The following is a 16,537-nucleotide window of genomic DNA, read 5'->3' as shown; positions in this document are numbered from 1 at the left end:
TCAAAAAAACCACCTGTAAAACTTTGCAGGCTTGAATGTAAACTTTTCCTTCGCTATGGCAGGAAAATTGCATTGAAATGTTGTGAACCAACCATAACGATTAAACATTATCACAAATTCAATTTGTAAATTCCTAACACCATAAATAAATGACGATTGAGCAAAATGAAGAAATCAGCGTAGCTATTGTAGATGACCATCAGCAAATGCGGGAAATGATACGATCCGTTCTACAACAATTAGGTTTCAAAGTAATTATATCAGCCCCGGACGGCAAAACATTAATAGAACAGCTAAACAGCGCGGAAAAACTACCAAATGTTTGCCTTCTGGATTATAACATGCCTAAAATGAAAGGCTATCAGGTAGCTGGCCTAATAAGACGGCAATTTCCTGAGATAAAAATTGCCGCACTTACAGCTAATCTTGAAACGGAATCTTTAGTAAAAATGGTCAAAAATGGGGCTACTTCCTATTTGATTAAAAGTGGTGATCCTTTGGAATGGAAGGAAGCCATTATATCACTTGTAAACCGGGGGCATTTTGTTTCAGAGTGGATGGCATCCAGCTTGTTAGAATATATACGCCTTCAATGAGAGAATTAATGGATAAATTAAAATAAAATTTGTAATATCGCGTAACCCTTTTCATTTATCAACCAAACAAATGAACAAACTACTGGCAGCGGCACAAGTGCTGTTATGTATTATTTGCTGCAATCCCAAAGGTCATGCACAAAATGTCGGTATCCCTACGGTACCGACCCCTCAAGTTGCGTCCTTCCCCCGTTATGATAATATTGGTGGTGTAAAGCCTACTCCTGGTGCCAACACTCAGGTTCAAATGGGAGGCACAGCTTCAAGTGTCATAAACAGCCAAAATCAATTTTTAAGGCAGCCAGGCAATCAGAACCAGCAACAACAGCTTGAAAATATACGCAAGGATGTTGAAGACCTGGATAAAGGCAATGCTCAAAGGGAATACTTACAGGCAACAAAATCTACAGGGATGCCTACAGTAAGCTATTGCAACTAAACCCCGAAAACTTTTCTCTTGCCGATGCCGTATTCATTACTGAAAACGCTTTCTATAATAATACTATTTCTTACTCACAGTATTCAAATGCTATTCATCACCGGGTAAACCTGGTACGTCAGATTTTAAAGCGCGAAAAACTTGACACCAGTAATCAGCTTGCCTTGAAATATGGCATACAGCAATTGAACCAGAGGGATAATAGCTACTACTATGCTGAAAGGAACACGACGATGAATGTTCCACCGCTGAAATATGATTTTGATGATTTCATGGGCGACAAGGATTGGTCGAAGATGTTTGTTTCCAAGCTGATCGCAACCAATTCCGGGCAATGTCATTCCATGCCTCTTTTATATCTAATGATTGCGCAGCAATTAAAGGCGAAAGCCTGGCTTTCAATTTCGCCGCAACATTCATTCATCCAATTCCCTGACAATAATGGCAACCTGTTATTTTACGAAACGACAAACGGCAATATCGTAAGCGCCCAATGGATGATTCAATCTGGATACATTAATGCAACTGCTATCAAGAACAAAACGTTTCTTGATACTTTTTCACAAAAGCAACTTTGGGTCTATTGCCTTTCCGATTTATTGATGGGATACATGGATAAATTCGGCTATGATGATTTTGCAGCGCAGATGCGTAAAAAGATAGAACAACTGGAGCCTAAAAATCTCACCGCATTAATCATAGATGAAAATGAAATCACCAAGCGTACCATGCGGATGATTCGTGCTGCAGGTGTTAAAGGCGTTGATGATCTGCCCAACCATCCTAACGAATATGCTGCTTACAAAGAAATGCACGCTGCCTATGCGAAGATCGATGGCACAGGCTATCAGGACATGCCTAAAGAAGCCTATGAACGCTGGTTAAAAACGATAGAAGACGAAAAGAAGAAGCAGGAAACCCAGGAAATCAATCGCTTAATAGCAGAACAACTAAAAAAATCAAAAGTCACTATTCAAATAAAAAAGCAATAATTTTCACTTATGCGAAACATAAAACTCCTTTCGTCATTACTATTGCTGTCTGCTGCCTTTACTGCTGCTGCGCAGGACTATAACCCGTACAAAGCAATAGGTAAAAAGGGCAACGTTGTCACGCTCACACATGGCAAGTATGTGGAGCATTTCGACACGGACAGCTTACAACGCATGGGTTCTGTCATTATCAATACAAGAACGAAAAAGATCGTTCGTTTGCTGAATGAAAATGATACCACGTTTACTAATAGTTCTCCTTCCCGATGGTTAGCTATTGACCCCCTTGCCAGTAAGTATCCAAGTATAAGCCCGTATGCCTTTTGTGCAAATAATCCTATCTTATACAAAGACCCTGATGGTAGGGAAATCCGTATAGCTTTCAGGACACAGGATGAAGCCGGTGCATTTTCCAACCACTATGTAACATACCGGGGAGGGAAACTTTACAGTGAAAATGGTTCTCGCTACAAAGGGAACGATGGTTATGTTTTACAAGTAACGAAAGACATCGACCTTGTAAAAAAAGATGATAAAGAACTTAGCCGTAGAGTTGGGGTTCTTCAGGACAGTAAAGAAATCCATACTATTTCTGACCCTAAATTAAATGGCAGATCAATAAATAGTACCGCACCCGAATCAGAAGATAATGTTGCTAATCATAAGCCAACTGGTTCAGACGTAGAATATGATCCTTTCAATAGGGATAATGGTCGCGGTGAAGACCGGACACCAAGAGTAGGTTTGGCACATGATCTATTAGGTCATGGATACGATTATGACCAGGGAACAGCAAGAGCGGGACAAAATGCTAATGGGGTTGAATTGGAAGAAGTAGATGCAGTTAAAGTAGAAAATCTTTCCAGAAAATCAACCGGCGACCCGCAGAAAACCACCTATGGCGGCGTAACAATACCTGCTGCGGAATTAAGTGCGCCACTTCAAGATGTCAAAAAGCCATAATCATGCGAACACTTCCTTTACTACTACTTGTTTTGTGCAGTTTCACTACGCAACAGATGGATTTTTATGACCGGATTTTTAACTACCGTACCCGTTACGATAGCTTTATCGCTATTCCCATTTACAATGAAGGCGATACGGTAAAATATGTTGTGGAAAACCATTCACTTTATAATTACATGGCTGGAGGTGATAAAAATAGCCTCAAATATGACAGCTATAAAAATAACTTGAAAGAATTACTATTAAAAGGACAAGGAATTAAGGCATCAGTTTCTTCAGAGGAGTTACAAAAAAAATGGCATTTCCATAAAGTAATTGCCAATGACAAGGTTGATTCCGTTGCAAAGTTGGGTAAAGAAAATTTCATCACATACTTTTTTACTTCCCGTTCTTTAAAAGATGGAATTACCCCAGAGGAAAAGAATGCAATAATTTATCAGCTATTTACATGGCAAATTGCTTCTAATATTAATGATGAAACAGGCTATTTGTATATCTACCCATAATCCTATATCAACCTACTTATTTCTGGTTGTGATTTGTTGTTGCTAAATGAAAAAAATACTACTCGGACTTACACTTCTTTTTTGTTGCGTGATAAACCTTTATGCGCAACAGTATGACGTTGCGTTTAACTCGATAAATTCCCTGCTACAAAACAATGAACCGAGGTCATTTCGCAATGCTGTTTTTATCACAGAAAATGTTTATCTGGACAATAAACTTGACAGCATTAAATGGAATGCTGCCTGCAACAAGTTGGGAACTTTAGCTTATTCATGGTTATCAAATGCCGTTGGAACTGAAGAACGAAAAAATACCGATTTATTGAAAAACCAGGCTATTTTTCAGGTGCTAAAAGATACTACGAGTATCATTATAGATTCACCTGCACGAATAGTCTATTTGCCTTATGAATACAACTTTGAAGACTTTGACGGCACTAAGGATTGGAGAAATACTTTGGTTACTACATTACTCACTTCGCATAAGGGCAACTGTCATAGTATGCCCTATCTGTACAAGATAATAGCGGACGAATTACGTGCGACCTGCTGGCTTACCCTTGCTCCCAATCATCTATACCTTCGGAACTATATTCCAGAAAAGGGATGGTATAATACAGAACTCACGAATGGCAGCTTCCCTACGGACGCAATGATCGCTACAGCCAATTATATTCCGCTCAAAGCAATTCAGGGTAGCCTTTATATGGATACACTTAGCAATCAACAGAGCATAGCCCTTTGTTTGGTAGATCTCGCGCAGGGTTACGAAAGGAAGACACACAACTACTATGATGGCTTTATTTTGAAATGTTGCGATACTGTACTTAAATACCATGCAACAAATCCCAATGCTATGTTACTACGTGCAGAAACATTAAAGAAACTGTACGAACGCGAAAAAGCAAATAAGAATGACAATGCAGCAAATACGTATGCACTCATGGAACAGCAATACATTCACCTGTATGATTTGGGCTATAGAGAAATGCCTGAGAAAATGTACAAAGCTTGGTTGAAGACTATGAAAGAGCAACAAAGCAAACCATAAAATATCCGTGTAGTTAAATGCAACAACCCAAAAGAAACCTATTGGAAGAATGGAATACCGAAATTAAAAAACGCTTATCCAACTTACCATCTAATCCTAATAAGATAGCATTCGCAGCACAATTTGAATTCATTTACACCGTATTCAAAAACACCTTTGGCCTTCCATTCTTTAACGCAGAACAAGCAGGTTCGCCAATTACAGAACAAAACTGGCTACACCAATTATTAGTAAACATTGATCATAAGAGCAGCACCATTTTACTTTTGGATTATGCGTTGCTCATTGAATACGCTAAAACTCTGGAGCCAAGTTTCTTTAAAACGATTAAAGAACTGCAACGTAATCTTGATAATCTAAGAAGCTACTTTTTTGAACTATTTACCTTCCGTCTTCTGGACATTAACAATATTCCCAACAATAAAAAGATCACCGAAGGAAATCAAGAAAAGGAAGGAACCTTTACTATAGGCAATATAGAATACCTTTTTGAATGCCGTAAATTGTATATGCCAGGGTTGATCGGATTAGATGTAAAAAAAGAGCTAACCGGTCATTTGTCAATAAAGATTAGGGATGAACTCCAACCTAAATTACAGAGTAATGTAGGAATGATCTTTTCTATAAAATTTAGCAAAACAGTAAATAACGCCACTAAGCAAAAGTTCAAAAACAAGATAGATCATTTCATAAAAACATTCAATCAACACAACGGGCTTATACATACAATTGATTGCAACGATTCAGATGAAGAAGGAACTTTTTCTGTAGTCAATTATTCTGAAGAAAAGCGACTGCAAATGGAGCATGAAAATACTTGTGATGTACGTGCATATCTAATTCCACCCGAAGCATCTGATGCACCCGGACATTATCGGTATGAAACATCGACAACCCACACAGTAGATAGAGAGGCGGTACTAAAGCAAGTAATTTCTAAGCTAAAAGAAAAGAGAAGGCAACATGCTTTAAGCAATTATGAAAATAGGGTCTATATTTTCGATAGCGAATCTTTCCCTCAATTCAGGATGGGGTTATTCCAACAGGCATCCATGCTTGAGGACGACATACTTCAAAAAGAAATGGAGGATAGCTCTACTGATGATATTCTTTGCCTCATAGTCAGGGATTATACAGGGCAAAATCCAGAAATTGCAATAAAAGTCTTTTGCAAACCTAAATTTAATGATGTCAAAATAATTTTGGAACAATTAAAGTCTAACTATTAGATGTATAGGACGTTAAAGTGTATGATAATCTGTTTATAAAAAGGTTATACTATTATATTTGATAAGTATTTCATCAACTTCTTAAAATAGATTTCAATGAACAAAGCAGAATTGATTGACCAAATTGCCAAAGATGCAGGACTTACAAAAGCACAAGCTGGAGAAGCATTAAACTCTTTCACTAATACTGTAGTCACCACTTTGAAGAAAGGAGAATCGGTAACACTTGTTGGCTTCGGTACTTATTCAGTTGCTCAACGGGCAGCACGAAACGGGCGTAATCCGCAGACTGGTGCGACGATAAAAATCAAAGCAACTAAGGTGCCAAAATTTAAAGCTGGTAAAGAGTTTTCTACACAAATAGCAACGGCAAAAACACCAAGAAAGTAATACCGACAGGTAAGGTTTAAATGCGAACGCCACCGATATGGTGGCATTCGCATTTATCAGACTATTATTTTTTCAGACAATAATTTATAATACAATCAGACAGGATCGCTTCTAATTCTGTAGGAAGTGTGTCGGGTACGCCAATAAATTTCCATGAGCTGCCTTCTATACAGTGCAGTTCCGCAATATGGTCATTACCGCTTAAATCCATTAGCACCCTGTATAAAACCGAATCATCAGGCATTCTTATTTCGTAAAAATCACAGAGGTAATACTCTTTTGTCCTTTCTAAATAAATGCCCTTAAAATGTTTGTATTTCTCAATGGGTAGTAATCTTTTTTTGTCTTCTTCCTTCTCCATAGTGATTTATACATTTTGGGTATCTCCGTCAAGGTCTATTCATACGGGTGGAAGGGTTTTCGAGATACCACAAACATAGTCTTACGACTATAAGCGTTTGGTTATAAGAATGTCAAAGTAAAGTGTTTCATTTTTATGACTTAATACTTCAAAGTGTTTTTTATGTTGGTGAAAGTGGTTTTTTGTGCCTTTATAAGCAAATATTAATTTTATAAAGCAGAAAACACGAGGGGTTTCTCCCTTTATTTTTCTGGTACATCTGTGTCAGCAATTTGCCAGCATTCATTAATTGTACGCAGAATGTCTTCACGTCTATACATTACAAGGCTTTGGCTTTTTTCAGATTCAAGCAAACTGAATGGTGATAAGGAATAGAACCAATGGTTTTCATCACCTGTTGTTTGAGCTTCACGCTTTAGGGCATAGGTATAATGGTGATAGTAGATTATCTCCTCTTCAAATTGCAATTGGGAATCCGCGTACTGTAAGATGTGTTCGTAAAAATATTGGAAGTTAATCATAGTCAAAGGGGCAAAGTATTTATGCTCCTGCTTCACATCCTTAATCCGTTGTTGATACACTTCATCGAGGTAATCATTCAGCCCCGGTATGTCGAAATAGATATTTGTCTGTACAATGACAGGGTAAAATATCAGGTCACTTATATCCAAATTTTCTGCCTTAGCCAATTCATCAATTTCATAAAATTTCTCTTTATTCCTGATAAGATATTCGATGTTCCAGGCAAGTTGATTGATTCCTTTTCCTTTGTTTTCACCACCTTTATTATCTCCTACAAACTTGTCATCAATTGCATTCTTTATTGCATCGTATGAACTGGATTGGATCACATCTGTAGCCAACAGGTAATCCTTGAATTCAATTACAAACACATTCCTTCCCCTTCTGTAATAACAATCAGGGTTAAAGACTTCTTTATCTTCAAAAAAAAGCAGTGTTTCATTCGCTCTGCCGAAGCATTTCTTCATGGTATTTCTGAACAGTATTTCATCAGAGAACTCCCTTGAGATGGTTGATTTAAAACCGTCAAAATCACGGGAAATTTTCTTCACTCCTGACTTGCGATGAAAAGCAAATAGCAATCCAGTGACCAAAGAATTATACAGATAATCCCAATGCGGTACAACATATTCATTCTTCTCAAATTGAAATAGCGGTTTCTCTTTTAAGCCTCTGTAATCTATTTGCTTGCTTTCATTGTTACGAACTTGTTCCGGGTCAATTACCATTCCTTCAAATACTGGTTCCGGTTGATCTACCCTGATACGGAAGAAATAAGACATAGGATCGTCTGACTGTTCCCTCTGTAGGTTCCTAACAATCAAGGATTCAATCCGGTTAAGATATTCCTGTCCAGAGGCGCAGCCAAAGGACTGAAAATAGGACAGCGCATACTCTTTATACTTTTCGTGGGATTCGAGGTAAGACATCAATGCTCTACCTCTGAATCGCTCATAAATGGGATCGGGTCTATTGGTAAACTCAAATTGTTTAATCAAGTGTGGCCACATGAGTTTGATAAGATTAACACCGCCTTCCGTTGCCGCAGCTATTATTGCCTCTTCATTTTTTTTCACTTCTCGTTGTACCATATCATCCGTAACGGCGATATAAGCTTTGAAAAAATTCAGTTCGTCGGCTGCAAAATCGACCTTCCTATTTCCATCTTCTTCCCGGAAATTAATAAGCTCCCTGTTCACAAACTCAACGGTGTAGGGGATGGAAAATAATTGGTGCCGTCCTGATAGGATCAGGGGGCGTACTCGCTCAAATATTTTCGTCCTAATAGCTGGCGTGATGTTTACAGTCATGCAATACAAAAGAAATTCCTGGGTATCGACAGATTCACCTCTTATCGTCAAGGTGTCGTTGATAATGGCCAATAAGCCAATTACGAACTTTGATGGTAGATTGGCCACTAATGAACCCACTTCAGGACATGGTTCATCGAAAACATGCCGGTATTCAATAACATTCACAAATCCCATAAAATTATTTTATCCGATTAATTATAGATAGCAAGTTCTTTCCGTGGCAATCTTTGTAGATCATACCACTACCGCAGGGGCATTGACTTCTTTTAGAGCCGCCATTTTGCAGCATCATATTTATTAGTCCCTTTAACCCATGCAGGTATTTCAAGTGATGCAATTGTTCCGGATTCATAATCTGGCTCAGGTCATAGTAATTTGCACGATCACCTTCATTTCCGAACTGAAAGATTTTCTTACATACTGTAATCAAATCGTCTGCCAGCTTGTTATTGGTAATATTCATTCTAACGCTATCAATCTGTTTCCCTTGATAGTTCATACGTTCATCTTCAACGAACAGGATTGATGTTACCGGAACTGGTAAACCTTTGGGCGTAAGGTCAATTAACTCTTCTTCCGGCGTTTCCCAAACAGCGTGTGCTTCGGCTTCAATCAGGTAATCGTCTTTCCATACCTGCCATCCGCAAATGCACTTCCCTCCTGATTCTTCAACCTTCTTTTTAACCACATTAAAGCAGTCAATTACTTTGGCATTGGGTTCCGGTTTTATTTCTACCCCGATTGGTTCATGAGTAGCGTTTACGATCCTCAACAGCTTTATTACATCTGGGTCGTTCTCGTTAGGGACAGTTATCATTTTTTGAAATGGGGTGTGAAAAGTATAGCTGGTTAATAGTAGAAAATAAAAACGCCAACGTTGATTGGCGTTTTAGTATAATCGTATGTCTTCATCGGTTAGCTTACAAAGCCAAATGCGTTGTGCTGTTCCCTGTATCGAATATTGACGGGCAAAACACTGCCATCACCTCTTGGATGATTTATCTGAAAGACATCGGTACCGAAGTCCTGTGCAACTTTAGAACGCCTATCATGCGTAATATTTATGAGGTGGTAAGCTAACAGTACGGAGTAAGTAAACCGCCTGCTCCAGTCATCGTAAGAAATATTCTTTAACTCCCACGCAGTACCACTATAATTATGCAGCCAGATCAATCTTTCCTTTTCATCGAATGAATATTCTGAATGAGCGAAAGCATTTCTTAAAGAACTATGGTATCCGTTTTTCATTACCTGGAACAAGTTCAAACCTTTGTTCTCAAATCTCTGTCTGATTTCATTCCTGATAAATTCATGTTTGCCCATCGGAGGAACGGTGACATTCCATTCATATATACCGTCATTACAGAGCAGTGCCATACGATACAATCTTTTCAAGAAAGGTTTGGCCTCCCATACATGGGTATAAATCATGAGTTCCATCTGTTGTCTGATGTCACTGTCTTCAACACTACCAGTACCGCCTTTGGGAAATGTGTAGAATGTTTTGAGAAATTCAACAAAGAACTTAACCCTTGTTTCGTCGATATAGAAATCTTCCCTGCTGTCAATCACATAGGGTTCATATTTGGGAGTAGTATGCAGATATTCTTCTTTAAATTCACCATCTGCTAACAGCAAAACATAATCTGATGGGTGGTGCTGTCTTATGTAATCAAATACTGCATTCAGGCTTTCCTGAACCTCTTTGTCGATGGCTGCAAAATCTTGTTCGGTTATCATAGTGTTAGTTTAATTAACTGATATGCCATCAATGTACATAATCAGCAACATTTAAAATGGCAAATCATCTGACTGATGTTTCTTTTCGTGCAACTTGCTTATGAAAACATTATTTCTCCGTGTCGCCCGTTCACATAAGGTCGAATATTTAATCACTTCCATATATAGAGAACCATCCGAACGGCCAAATTTGCCGGCTATAGCTTTTGTAGGTCTAAATACATAATCGAAATGGGCCGCGTTTTTAAAATCTGCATCAAAATTTCTGACTTCATCTGCATCTATCGCTTCACCGATTAAATAGCCATAGAAAGTATCAAATTCATAATCATCCTTAGAAAAATTTCGGATGAGGGTAGCGTATCTATTAATCTGGTTGATATATTCCCCAACGTTTACATTCGGGGCTTTAAATTCAATAATGATACATTTTCCCTCATCTGGGAACAACAACACATCAGGACGTTTGCCGTACTTATCTTCTTCAAGCGAATCTCGGTATTTTTGTTCCTCTTCTGTTAACTGCTCTTTTAGCAACTTCACACCATCGATTTCGATATCTTTTAGCTTACTTTCAGAAGTCCCCTTGAAGAGTATAAAATCCTCATTAACGAGCCATAAATCGCTTGTATCAGGATGAGTTGAATGTTGTTTAAAGATGAGATTATGCAACAACTTTTCGTCTATATTCCTTGTACTTGTTTTCTGTATGGTGAGTTTTTTATTTAAAATTTTCTCAAACAACTCCAATACCATTTTTCTACGTGCGACATAATGCGTCAGAGCAACTCTGTTCTGTTGCGGTATCTCTTTAACAAGTTTATTAATGGCTTCATTAAATTCGGCTTCGTAATTATCAGACGCAGGATTTAAGGTTTCCAGTTCTTCTATTTGCTTTTTTATTTCAAAATCACCTTTAGCAATTAACTTAGATTCTGCTGCATAGACCTTTTCAAGAATTCTTTCTTCCGTATCGTTTAATGAAATTGTGATGTCCTGAAGTACATCATCATTAAGCAGGAACATTGACTTTAGAGCATCTATACGAACCTGTTTATCTTCGTTTTTCTTCTTTATATCTTCATACATGGAGATAATAAGTTCATTCGCCTCTTGTTCTATATCATCCAGGAATATTTCTTCCTCGCTAAAAAGGTCATAATCCTTCTTGAAGTTTTCTCTCTTAGCAATCTTTAATTCGCCTCGCTGGTCATCATCCCTTTTGTCAATAAAAGGACTTGATATCAAGAAAAGAAATCTGTCGTTATCAATAAGATCATCGGCGGACAGTGAACTAAGGCCAATTTTGAACTCATTGGATTCGACTATTTCATCCTTACTTGTTAAACGGATAGAGTTTTTGTCAAGTTTATCTTTGTTGATGCGGAATGCTTTCACTGTAAAATTTTCAGTGTCATTGCACTCAATGATATTTTTTCCATCAGAACTGAGTTTATGATAATGTACTGCGAAATCTTTTGAACTATCAATTTCAGGTATATCAGTGGATACTATTTCTTGCTCTTCAGCCAATACATTATTAACATACGACTCTAAAATTATTTTAGGTAGAACATCTTTGTGTGAGCAGAAATACTGGATGTAATGAGCAATAAGTTTTTCTTTTAACTCATCAAGATTAATGGTATAGTGTACCTTTTCTTTTTCAGAATATAAATTACTTAATGATACTGTAGTAACAGGTTCGGTTGCAGCACTTGACGTAGTAGATTCCAAAAATGTAATTGCGTTCTCTTGAATGTGGTTATCAGACTTAGCTATCCTAAAACGCCGTTCTAAATAACCACCATTTTCAGCATAAATACTTGTGTAGTTGCAGTTTTGAAAAGAGTGTATAAGCTGTAACCGGCCAGATCCTTTATTGCTGAAACCTTTTCTTGTATCCTTGTAAGTATTAAATCTTTGAAATTCCAAATCATTAAAGCCTACGCCGGAATCTTCAATGATTACCTTATAAAATTCTCTTTCTTTATGCAGGTTTTCCGATAAGAACAGTTGTACTTTTATTATCCCATTCCCATTTTTTTCCGGTACTAAACTGATAGATTCGAGTGCATTAGTAAATGCCTCATAAATAGGCTGCAATGGGTTTTTATGCTTCTTAATATCTTTAAGGATGCCCGCATAATAAACCCCTTCAGCTTTTATGTAAGTGTTATCTTCAAAATTCACTTTATTGCTTTTAAAAATTTATTATTGGTTGTTTATTGTATAGATACCAGAAGAACAGACTGTAGTTTAACAGCTATGCTTTGGAAAGAATACCCATTACTTTTTCATTAAGAGCAGTAACACTTTCCATCAATTTCAGCATCATCTGTGTCTGTTGTTCACTAACGGTTTGATAGGTATAGTTACCATATACCATGCCGAGGATAGCACCAGGTGAATTGTTGCCACTTTCGATAATGTTATTTGGTGTGACGGTTAATAACAACAAGGGATTTACATGCAATACCTCAGCGGCACGTTTAATAAAATCAAGCGTGAAGCCGGTTTCTCCGCGCTCATATTTTGAGTATGCTGATTCTTTTAAGCCCAGGCGTTCGGCCACTTCTATTACTTTTAAATCGGCCATCTTCCGGTACAGGTATAGGTTTCGTCCAATTGCTTTATCATCAAGAATTGGGCTAACTAAGTTCTCTTCTATCATTACAATTTGAAATTTTGAGTTTAATATTTCCTTAGTATAGTACTAATTTTCAAAAGTACAAAAATAGCCCCTCCTAAAGTCTGTAATTGTATAAAAAATATTATGTGTATGTGTTTTGATGTGATAATCCCCGGTACGAAAGTGGTGCTTTACACATACAAAGTGGTTTTTCTTCCTTTTCCTTGTATTTATAGATTTTTTGCTACATATTTGTTAGACTATATACCTTGAAAAAATCCTGTTTACCAAACATCTATGATTAATTACTGATCACTATGCTTGTGAAAAGAATCGTGGCTTTATCTGTCTTTGGGCTTTTACCCATTTTTGCTTTCAGCCAGATAAAAGAGCCACAGGTGCAGCCATCTGCCGGTTTTCAACCGGTAAATGTTTCCACGCCCCAGCCATCTTCATTTCCTCAACAGGATAGACGAGCTGCGGCACCTCAATACCCAAATGCTCCGGTAAGGATGGGGGGCACAGCCGGTGAGATTATAAACAGTACTAATAATTCCCAATCGCTTGCTATTAATACCGCTGTAGCACAGAAGCAACAGGAAGTCCAACAGCTCATCAGGAACATACAAGCCGAACAAAAACATTTCGGCGGAAAAGAATTAGCTGCATATAATAGACCGACCCCAAATCCTGAACGCACGAAAGATTTTCCGGCTGCGCTAAAGCACCTTGAAGACATGCTAACAGGGAAAACGAAATTATCGGTTGCTGACGCTTATTATAGTGTGGAAGCAGCTTACGGCAATCCTTACCTCACCAGGCAGCAATACCATGATAACATTAAAGAATCCGTAGCCTTTATCAAAACATGGATGTTGGAAAACAAGCTGAATCCAAAGGACAACTATATGGTTCAATACGCTATCCGCAAATTCATGTCTGAAACACTGACCATCTACAATGGCAAAAATAAAAGAGATCATGGTGCTGCAATAGATATGGTGTCACATAACCCTTATCATTATGACTATAATGATTACACGGGCGAAAAAGATTACAGAAACCTATTCCTAACAAAGTGTCTTGCTACCGGTTTCGGACAATGCGCATCCATGCCGATAGTTTATCTTGTATTAGCAGAGGCATTAGGTGTAAAAGCCTATTTGAGTTTCGCCCCACAACACGCTTTCGTGAAGTATCCTGATAATGATGGTAATATCATCAACTATGAGCCTACTTCAAATTGGGAAATAACCGACAAGTGGTATAAGGACAATATGTTTATCAGTAGTGATGCAGTGGCCAATGGTATTTACCTCGATACCCTTAATAGCAAACAGGTCGTAGCTAATTGCGCTTTTGATCTTGCTATTGAGTATATAAAAGTTGACCTGACCGGTAATGAGGATATGATCCTAAACTGCCTGAAAGTGGGTACCCGCTACTTTCCAAAGAACAATAATCTTCAATCCCTTTTTATTTACAGTATGCACCTGAAAACGATGTTGCGTGAAGAAATGCGAAAGAACAACATCACCAGTCTTGATGATATTGAACGAGTACCATCTGCAAAAAAATATTATCAGGAGTACTTAGGCACTGAAGCATACATTGCAAAGTTGGGCTATCAGGATATGCCAGCGGGCATGTATGAAGAGATGTTGAACCAACAGGAATTTAAAGGTAAAATACAGAAGGAATACAATGTAAGCGGAAAAGACAAAAGAAACCTATTCTCTAAAACCGATCAAAAAAAAGAACCATGAAAGCTATAAAATACATTTTATTATTAGCTGCTTTCTTTCCATTAAAATCAATGGCAAGTGCTGATTCTACTGCAAAGTCTTATTTCTATGTGGCCAAGCAACATTTAGAAGGTATGCTTGCAGGAAAGGAGCAGATGAGCTATGAGGAAGCGATCTATCAAATTGAAAATGCTTGGTGGAAAGGGCGTTTACGTCACTCTACTTTTAAGGCTGCTTTAGATTTCCATGTAGGCAATATCGAAAGAATAATTGAAGGTAACACTGACAGTATTTACATGAACCCCAAAAGAAGTTTATTGGAAACCGTAGAGGAAAAAAGGACTAACTATAAAAATGCGTTGACAAATTATGCGATCTATAGTTATATGACGCGAAAAACAACATTTGGTATTAATGGCAATTTATTAAGACACCACCCCTATCAATATTCATACAATGATCCATTTGGTACTGACGACTGGACAAATACACAGGTTAACCAGTTGTTACGAAAAAATACGGGAAACTGCTTTGCATTAGCTTCACTATTCAAGATTTTTTCTGAGCGGCTAAATTCAAAAGCTTCGCTTTGTACTGCACCTGGGCATATCTATATACGCCATGCTGACGAAAAAGGAACAAAATACAATGTTGAGTTATCAAGTAACCAGGCATTCCCAGGCACCGGCACATTGGAAACATTGACTTACACACCTGATGAAGCAACGAAAAAAGGAATCGCTCTAAGGGAGTTGGATTTAAAGCAATCCATTGCACTTTGCTTGGTCTATCTCGCCAAAGGCTACGAATATAAGTTTGGAGTAAAAGATGATCCTTTTATGCTGGCATGTTCCGAAACAGCTTTGCAGTATGACGATCACAATCTTAATGCAATGCTGTTAAAAGCAGAAGTAATGGAGCATGGATTGGTAAAACAAAATAAAACAGTAGCACAATTAAGTGCAGAAAAAGAGTTTCAGGATTACCAAAATTGGATCACTCACATCTTCAGCTATGGTTATAGGGAAATGCCGTATGAGATGAAGAACATTATGATAAAGGGATGGACACGGGATACAATTATCACATTATCTCAACAGGATCATACACCGTCAAGGCTTAAACATGCCACGCTCAAAGATACTCGCTACGCTGGTCTTTCTTGGGGATTGTTTGATGAAGAAATTAAAACAAAACCATTAGAAAGATATGGTAACACTGTTTTCGACACAAAGAAAATGAAAGTAGTTGCATTCCTAAAGAGCGATGTTCTTTACAATCATTACAATTTCGATCCTACTGTTTTTGCTTTAAATGTTGACCCTCTTGCGCATAAGTTTCCGTGGCAAAGCCCATACAGCGCGATGGATAATAATCCAATCCTGAAGTGTGATCCGACCGGTGCTTCGGGAGTTGCAGCTATTAAAGGAGATGTTATCATAATCCACTCAACCAATGTGTACTATGGAACAGGTGTTACCGCTAAGCTTGCAAAACAAGATGCAAAAAACATCGAAGCAACCTGGAATGCTGCGAATGCCGTGAAGGTAATTAATGGAAAAACATATAGTGTGCAATTTAAGATTACACCACAAGTAATGAGCGTGAAAGATGGCGAAGCAGCAAGAAAAGCAAATACTGATGTTGAAACGAATTACATAGGAGTGGGCAAATATGGCGCAAATACCAATACAAATACGCATTCAGTTGCAGACAACAACCGTAATTTGGGTGGTAATGATTTTGATTATAATCAGCAGGATTTTGCAACAGGTAATAAATCAAGTTCTCATGAACAAGGACATGGGTGGGGATGGTTCGATTTCGGAGTAAATGGCGATCAGTATTTTGATAAAGGCAGCGGTCATAATGACAAACCAAATTCTGATGGATCTCCCAACATTATGCAAGACCGTAATAATGTAGATGAATCTGAGTGGGGAGATAGAAAAGCGACCCAACAAGATGTGGACAAACTAAATATTAATTGGCAAGAATTGGGAGAGAAAGGAAAAACAAATGTTGGCGAAATAAGTGACCACACACAATAATAAA

General features: G+C 37.9%; 16 protein-coding genes. 10 read left to right on the top strand and 6 right to left on the bottom strand.

Annotated features, from left to right (window positions below; translation table 11 throughout):
* The first annotated feature begins 149 nt into the window (after positions 1 to 149).
* From DN068_RS16165 to DN068_RS16130, 8 genes are all read left to right on the top strand, one after another.
* Complete coding sequence (locus tag DN068_RS16165) at positions 150 to 596, top strand: response regulator (protein WP_110999980.1); 447 nt, start codon at positions 150 to 152, stop codon at positions 594 to 596.
* A 70-nt stretch (positions 597 to 666) separates the two neighbouring features.
* The gene (locus tag DN068_RS16160) at positions 667 to 1,035 is read left to right on the top strand and encodes a hypothetical protein (protein ID WP_110999979.1); all 369 of its coding nucleotides are present in this window, start codon (positions 667 to 669) and stop codon (positions 1,033 to 1,035) included.
* A complete protein-coding gene (locus DN068_RS16155; protein ID WP_110999978.1) occupies positions 1,026 to 2,027 on the top strand; it encodes a hypothetical protein in 1,002 nt (333 codons plus the stop codon). The genes DN068_RS16160 and DN068_RS16155 overlap by 10 nt, the downstream gene beginning before the upstream one ends.
* Before the next feature lie 9 nt (positions 2,028 to 2,036).
* Complete coding sequence (locus tag DN068_RS22305) at positions 2,037 to 2,990, top strand: RHS repeat-associated core domain-containing protein (protein ID WP_207798983.1); 954 nt, start codon at positions 2,037 to 2,039, stop codon at positions 2,988 to 2,990.
* Between the two features lie 2 nt (positions 2,991 to 2,992).
* Positions 2,993 to 3,499 (top strand): hypothetical protein, encoded by a 507-nt coding sequence (locus tag DN068_RS16145; RefSeq protein WP_123985382.1) that lies wholly within the window; start codon positions 2,993 to 2,995, stop codon positions 3,497 to 3,499.
* A gap of 46 nt (positions 3,500 to 3,545) precedes the next feature.
* Positions 3,546 to 4,550: a hypothetical protein gene (locus tag DN068_RS16140; RefSeq protein ID WP_110999976.1), complete on the top strand. Its 1,005-nt coding sequence runs from the start codon at positions 3,546 to 3,548 to the stop codon at positions 4,548 to 4,550.
* Between the two features lie 17 nt (positions 4,551 to 4,567).
* Positions 4,568 to 5,779: a hypothetical protein gene (locus DN068_RS16135; RefSeq protein WP_110999975.1), complete on the top strand. Its 1,212-nt coding sequence runs from the start codon at positions 4,568 to 4,570 to the stop codon at positions 5,777 to 5,779.
* A 96-nt stretch (positions 5,780 to 5,875) separates the two neighbouring features.
* Positions 5,876 to 6,169 carry an HU family DNA-binding protein gene (locus DN068_RS16130; protein WP_110999974.1) on the top strand — a complete coding sequence of 98 codons (294 nt, stop codon included), beginning with the start codon at positions 5,876 to 5,878 and terminating at the stop codon, positions 6,167 to 6,169.
* Positions 6,170 to 6,233: 64 nt separating this feature from the next.
* On the opposite strand, the gene DN068_RS16125 is transcribed toward DN068_RS16130, so the two are convergent.
* The 6 genes from DN068_RS16125 to DN068_RS16100 form a co-directional block, all read right to left on the bottom strand.
* A complete protein-coding gene (locus tag DN068_RS16125) occupies positions 6,234 to 6,530 on the bottom strand; it encodes a hypothetical protein (protein WP_110999973.1) in 297 nt (98 codons plus the stop codon).
* Between the two features lie 242 nt (positions 6,531 to 6,772).
* Positions 6,773 to 8,539, bottom strand: coding sequence for a hypothetical protein (locus tag DN068_RS16120; RefSeq protein WP_110999972.1), 1,767 nt, complete (start codon positions 8,537 to 8,539; stop codon positions 6,773 to 6,775).
* 4 nt (positions 8,540 to 8,543) lie between these two features.
* A complete protein-coding gene (locus DN068_RS16115; RefSeq protein WP_110999971.1) occupies positions 8,544 to 9,182 on the bottom strand; it encodes an SEC-C domain-containing protein in 639 nt (212 codons plus the stop codon).
* Positions 9,183 to 9,280: 98 nt separating this feature from the next.
* A complete protein-coding gene (locus DN068_RS16110; protein WP_110999970.1) occupies positions 9,281 to 10,105 on the bottom strand; it encodes a hypothetical protein in 825 nt (274 codons plus the stop codon).
* 51 nt (positions 10,106 to 10,156) lie between these two features.
* Entirely contained in the window at positions 10,157 to 12,298 is a 2,142-nt protein-coding gene (locus DN068_RS16105; RefSeq protein WP_110999969.1) for an ATP-binding protein, read from the bottom strand.
* A 73-nt stretch (positions 12,299 to 12,371) separates the two neighbouring features.
* Positions 12,372 to 12,779 carry a helix-turn-helix domain-containing protein gene (locus tag DN068_RS16100; RefSeq protein WP_110999968.1) on the bottom strand — a complete coding sequence of 136 codons (408 nt, stop codon included), beginning with the start codon at positions 12,777 to 12,779 and terminating at the stop codon, positions 12,372 to 12,374.
* A gap of 275 nt (positions 12,780 to 13,054) precedes the next feature.
* Here DN068_RS16100 and DN068_RS16095 point away from each other — a divergent pair, with 275 nt between their 5' ends.
* Both DN068_RS16095 and DN068_RS16090 read left to right on the top strand, forming a co-directional pair.
* Positions 13,055 to 14,503 (top strand): transglutaminase family protein, encoded by a 1,449-nt coding sequence (locus DN068_RS16095; RefSeq protein ID WP_110999967.1) that lies wholly within the window; start codon positions 13,055 to 13,057, stop codon positions 14,501 to 14,503.
* Complete coding sequence (locus DN068_RS16090) at positions 14,500 to 16,533, top strand: hypothetical protein (protein ID WP_110999966.1); 2,034 nt, start codon at positions 14,500 to 14,502, stop codon at positions 16,531 to 16,533. Before DN068_RS16095 ends, DN068_RS16090 begins: the two co-directional genes overlap by 4 nt.
* Positions 16,534 to 16,537 lie beyond the last annotated feature (4 nt).

It is taken from the genome of Taibaiella soli, from assembly GCF_003236175.1.
In the GTDB taxonomy this organism is placed as follows: domain Bacteria; phylum Bacteroidota; class Bacteroidia; order Chitinophagales; family Chitinophagaceae; genus QKTW01.
This window is presented reverse-complemented; position numbering and strand designations above follow the sequence as displayed.

What these genes read in the sequence shown, in the direction of transcription:
- DN068_RS16165 (WP_110999980.1), top strand. Translation starts at nt 150, where the DNA reads ATGACGATTGAGCAAAATGAAGAAATCAGCGTAGCTATTGTAGATGAC.
- DN068_RS16160 (WP_110999979.1), top strand. Translation starts at nt 667, where the DNA reads ATGAACAAACTACTGGCAGCGGCACAAGTGCTGTTATGTATTATTTGC.
- DN068_RS22305 (WP_207798983.1), top strand. Translation starts at nt 2,037, where the DNA reads ATGCGAAACATAAAACTCCTTTCGTCATTACTATTGCTGTCTGCTGCC.
- DN068_RS16145 (WP_123985382.1), top strand. Translation starts at nt 2,993, where the DNA reads ATGCGAACACTTCCTTTACTACTACTTGTTTTGTGCAGTTTCACTACG.
- DN068_RS16140 (WP_110999976.1), top strand. Translation starts at nt 3,546, where the DNA reads ATGAAAAAAATACTACTCGGACTTACACTTCTTTTTTGTTGCGTGATA.
- DN068_RS16135 (WP_110999975.1), top strand. Translation starts at nt 4,568, where the DNA reads ATGCAACAACCCAAAAGAAACCTATTGGAAGAATGGAATACCGAAATT.
- DN068_RS16130 (WP_110999974.1), top strand. Translation starts at nt 5,876, where the DNA reads ATGAACAAAGCAGAATTGATTGACCAAATTGCCAAAGATGCAGGACTT.
- DN068_RS16125 (WP_110999973.1), bottom strand. Translation starts at nt 6,530, where the DNA reads ATGGAGAAGGAAGAAGACAAAAAAAGATTACTACCCATTGAGAAATAC.
- DN068_RS16120 (WP_110999972.1), bottom strand. Translation starts at nt 8,539, where the DNA reads ATGGGATTTGTGAATGTTATTGAATACCGGCATGTTTTCGATGAACCA.
- DN068_RS16115 (WP_110999971.1), bottom strand. Translation starts at nt 9,182, where the DNA reads ATGATAACTGTCCCTAACGAGAACGACCCAGATGTAATAAAGCTGTTG.
- DN068_RS16110 (WP_110999970.1), bottom strand. Translation starts at nt 10,105, where the DNA reads ATGATAACCGAACAAGATTTTGCAGCCATCGACAAAGAGGTTCAGGAA.
- DN068_RS16100 (WP_110999968.1), bottom strand. Translation starts at nt 12,779, where the DNA reads ATGATAGAAGAGAACTTAGTTAGCCCAATTCTTGATGATAAAGCAATT.
- DN068_RS16095 (WP_110999967.1), top strand. Translation starts at nt 13,055, where the DNA reads ATGCTTGTGAAAAGAATCGTGGCTTTATCTGTCTTTGGGCTTTTACCC.
- DN068_RS16090 (WP_110999966.1), top strand. Translation starts at nt 14,500, where the DNA reads ATGAAAGCTATAAAATACATTTTATTATTAGCTGCTTTCTTTCCATTA.